This is a genomic window from Photorhabdus sp. RM71S (genome assembly GCF_042879355.1).
Classification (GTDB): domain Bacteria; phylum Pseudomonadota; class Gammaproteobacteria; order Enterobacterales; family Enterobacteriaceae; genus Photorhabdus; species Photorhabdus kayaii.
In genome coordinates this window covers 1-4,229 of the sequence record NZ_JBHFKV010000101.1, presented here as the reverse complement: position 1 = coordinate 4,229, position 4,229 = coordinate 1, and the positions used below count along the sequence as shown (strand labels likewise).

Annotated in this window: 1 pseudogene; it reads right to left on the bottom strand. The window is 55.1% G+C overall.

What is annotated here, in order from left to right:
* Positions 1-747 precede the first annotated feature (747 nt).
* Positions 748-4,119, bottom strand: a pseudogene (locus ACGF5R_RS23560) (hemagglutinin repeat-containing protein); the annotation flags it as partial.
* Positions 4,120-4,229 lie beyond the last annotated feature (110 nt).

Sequence of the window (4,229 nt, the reverse complement as noted above, 5' to 3'; positions counted from 1 at the left end):
GGTCAAGAGCTTGAGCAATACGCATAAAAAAATCCGGAAATAAGGAACATTTCCGGATTCTTACACAACCACTGGATCGTTCAACTGATCCTTAACTGATCGGCATTACCCCTTTTATTGTCCATTTTTTCTTCCTTGTGTTTTCTTTGCTCCTTCTTCTGCAATGTAATCTGTTGCAGTTCCAGCATAATTTCCGATAATTGTCCCACCAACCTCGGAAGCTTTATTAGAATAACCTTTAGAAAGCATTGCATTGGTAAACTTACCCCCCACTTTATTACCAATTACAGTACCAACTGCATTACCTAACATTGAGGTTGTAGGATCTTCTCCTTTAACTTTACTTCCTAAATAAGCGCCTCCTGTATTAACAAGAGTGCTAAATAGTGTTCCTTTACCTTGAGTTAATGCGCCTGTTCCTACCGCTATCAGTGTATCTGTTGCACTATAATTTTCTCCTGGCTTCAACGTTAAAAGCTGTTTGGTGGCATCTGTTGCTCCTCCTAAAATGCCGCCACCAATTACTGCCGCAGCCCCAGCAATAGGGGCAACTATAGTCCCTCCTACAGCAGAAGCACCAACTCCCCATGCCGTTACCAACCCTCTTACTGGATCTTGTCCTTCCGGGTGATCCCCTTTGGCATGTTTTGACAATGCCGCTGAAATCTCTTGAGAGGATTGACCTTTATTTGACATAGCGGTAGCCAGACTTGATGCTGACCGACCGTAATCCGCCATCCCTTTTGGCAAACTCAGTGCATTATTGTCCGTCGCATTCTTCCCTGCCTGGGCCCCGGTAACGGCGCTCCCGGTAGAGTCACCGGCAATGCCGCCTGCCAGCCCGGCTGCCAGGGTAGAAAGAGTGCTGATAGTCTGTTTCTGCTCCTCCGTTAACTCACTGACTTTTGCCCCGTCGCCGTAAAGTTGCTTAATCAGTACCTGTGCGGCCAGTTCACCGGAAGCGGCACCGGCTGCTCCCGCCAAAGCGTTGTTACCACTGACTTCCGCCGCTACCGCGCCTAAAATCGCATGGGCCAGCGTATTGGTGGCGATATCCACCTGATGGGTTTGTGGGTCGGTGGTCAGCGCTTTTATCACCCCGGCCAGATACGGCGATGCGCCGCCGGCCAGCGCCTGACCAAGATTGTTCCCCGCCAGCCCCTGAATCGCTGCCGTAGCCGCCTGTAACGCTTTTTGATATTTGCCGCCGGTCCCCAGGCCGGAGTCATTCAGCGCCTGCGTGTAAGCGGTGTCATAAATTTGTTTATTGATATCCTCCAGAGTCGGGTGTTGATTGCCTGCGTTGATCAATTTTTCTTTGGCATCAGCTTGGTCCTGTTCACTGATATGATTGAGTTTCGCTTTCGCCGCTTGGGTCGCGATAATTTTCCCTTCCGTCCCGGCTATCTCGGTCATCTGGGCGCTGAGTTCGCCAATCAGTTGCGCCTGTTTCAGCCGCTGCTGTTCTTTTTCCTTATCAAATATCGGACTCAAGACATTGGCCGCATTATCGGTATCACGGCTTAAGTTCGCGATATCCTGCGTTTGGTGCGCTTTGTCCCGAATAATCAGGTGGCCGTCACTGACCGCGGCATGCGTGATACTGCTGTCATGGCCCTGATTATTTGAGCCTGTCAGCGCATTGACCGCCAGATTATTCAGCACCTGACCGGTGGTTGGTTGACCGAGGCTGACGCCCGCACTCTGCTGCTCAACGCTAAAGTCCGCTTTATTTTGAATATCTTTAAAACCCAGTGTCCCGGTGTTGAGGGTGTTTTTGGCTTTGTCGGCAGTACTTGCTATCACTGCACCATCCAGTTGGGTGTGGTCGCCGACGTTAACCTGATAACCGCCTTTACCGGCAAACAGCCCGGTCTGCTCCTGTACTGAATCATAGTTGCTGTGCAGTTTGTTGCGGCTGGCATTGAGGCTCGCTGTGCCGTTGGTGAGGGGACCCACAGTGGTACTGACGCCCGCGCTGGCGTTGTGTTGCTGGCTGTCATAGCGCTGGCTGTCCTGCTCGCTGCTGAGTGTCAGATGACGTTTCACGTCGGCAGTAATCTGTTCGCCGCTGACCTGTGCCCCTTTCAGGGTGGTATCCCGGCCACTGTTTAGCTCGACAGTCTGTCCCGCCTGTAACGTGGTGTTATGGTGGCTGACGCCGTTGCCGTTTTCACGGCCGTTGCCCCGACTGACATTAGCCGAAACATTCAGACCGGCGCCTCCGGGGCCGGCGGTCAGGCCCACGCCCAGCGAGCTGCCGTGGCTGCTGTTTTTGCCGGCGGTCTGTTCGGTGTTCTGGCTGGATGAGAGCGCAATATCCCGACTCGCATTGAGTTTCAGGTCTTTGCCCGCCTGTAACTGGCTGCCCTGAATGCGGATATCGCCGTTCGGGCCGGATGTCCCTTTATCGTCACCGTGCGCCGTTATCGTGAGGTTATCCCCGGCAGTGAGATGGCTGCCCTGTTGGGTGGTCTGACGATACTGCTGTTCTGAACGAGAAGACTGGCGACCGTAGGACAGGCTAACCCCGGCCAGGTTATTATTGCCTTTCTCGTCACTGCCCTGGGCTTCGGCTAGTCGGGCGGCCTGAGTCGCTTGTACTCCGCTCAGAGCGGCTTTAGTATGCTGTAACGCTTTCAGGCGCGGGTCGGCGGTCTGTTGCGCTTCATGGGCCGTTTGCACGGCCGTGTTGATGGCGCCCCCAGCGGCGCCACTCAACGCCACCGTTAAGCCGCTCTGTTTTTGTTCGGTTTTTGTCGTGGTGTGATGGCGGTTTTCCGCACTGGTGACCGCGACCTGTTGACCGGTCAGCGTCAGGTCTTGACCGGCAATCACCTCACTGCCGTGAACCCGGAGTTGTTCTCCCGCGTTGAGCGTCACATTGCCCTGACTGCTGCCGACCGTGCTGCCTTTACTCAGCTGGCTGTCACTGTCGGTGGCGACTTTCTGGCTGGCTTTGCCAACGGTAAAACCAATCCCTCCGGTGCCCATCAGGCCGGATTTTTTCTCCTGCCGCAAATGGGTTTCATTGTGCGCTTCTGCGGCGGTGGCGACGGTAAGCTGATGACCGGCGTTCAGGCTGACATCCTGCGTGCCTGCCACATTGCTGCCGCTGATATGCAGGTCTTTACCGGCCTGTAAAGTTACTTTATCGCCGCTGAATGTGGTACTGAGCGCCTGCCGGTCATGCACTTCGTCGTGGGTTTCCACTGACGACTTGGACAGCCAGCCTTTACTGGTTTGTTTACTGTGCTCCACTAAATCGGATGAGGCGGTACCGGTGGTCAACGTCAGGTTATTTCCGGCCTGCGCCGTCAATTGTTGACCGGCATTGACGTGGGCGGCGGTGGCGGTCAAATCTTGCCCGGCTTGCAAGGTCACCTCACCGGCGCCGGTTATCTGGCTGCCGATATCCTGTTGTTGGGTCAGATGGCGGTAGTTCTCTTTTCCCCAGTCGCCCTGCTCTGTGCGGTGTGTACTTAAGGTATCCAGCGTCAGGTTACGGCCTGCGGTTATCTCGGTGCGACCGTCTTTACCGGCGTTTTTGACGTCACTGGCGGTTAATTGCACATTGTTGATGGCGCTCAGTGATAAGGCGCCTTTATCGTTCTGCACATAAATCCCCGCCGGACGGTCCAGCCAGCGGTTAGCCTCATCCCCGCGCAACGTAGACGCGCTGGTAATATCGCGGCCTGTCAAGGTTACCCGGTCATCCCCCTGAATCCGGCCGCCCCGGTTGGTGAGGGTCTGTTGGGCTGTCACATCCACTTTGCCGCCGCGAATAAAGCCGCTGTTGGTCAGGTTGTTGGCCGTCAGTTGAGTGACGTCACGCCCGCTCATCGTACCGCTGTTGGTGATATCGCCCTGACTGTTAAGGGCCACGGCATGACCGGCCAGCAAGGCGCCATCACTGCTCAGGTCGCCCTGACGGACACGCGCATAAACCTGCGGCACGGTGACCACCTCAGTAGTGCCGTCCGGCAAAGTCACCGTTTGGTTCGTCAGCCAGATAATATCCGAAGTCAGCAATGCCATCTGCGCCGGACTCAAGGCGACGCCCGGCGTTAACTGTTGCTGTTGGCCAAAGGCAATTCCGGCATCCATCAGCGCTTTAAACGTAAGCGTCAACTAAACCCCACCTTGCTTTTTCCATGGCAGCAGTTTTTCCAGATCCGGGGCGGGCTGGCATAACTCATCCAGACAAGTCATGACATAATCGAAGGGGA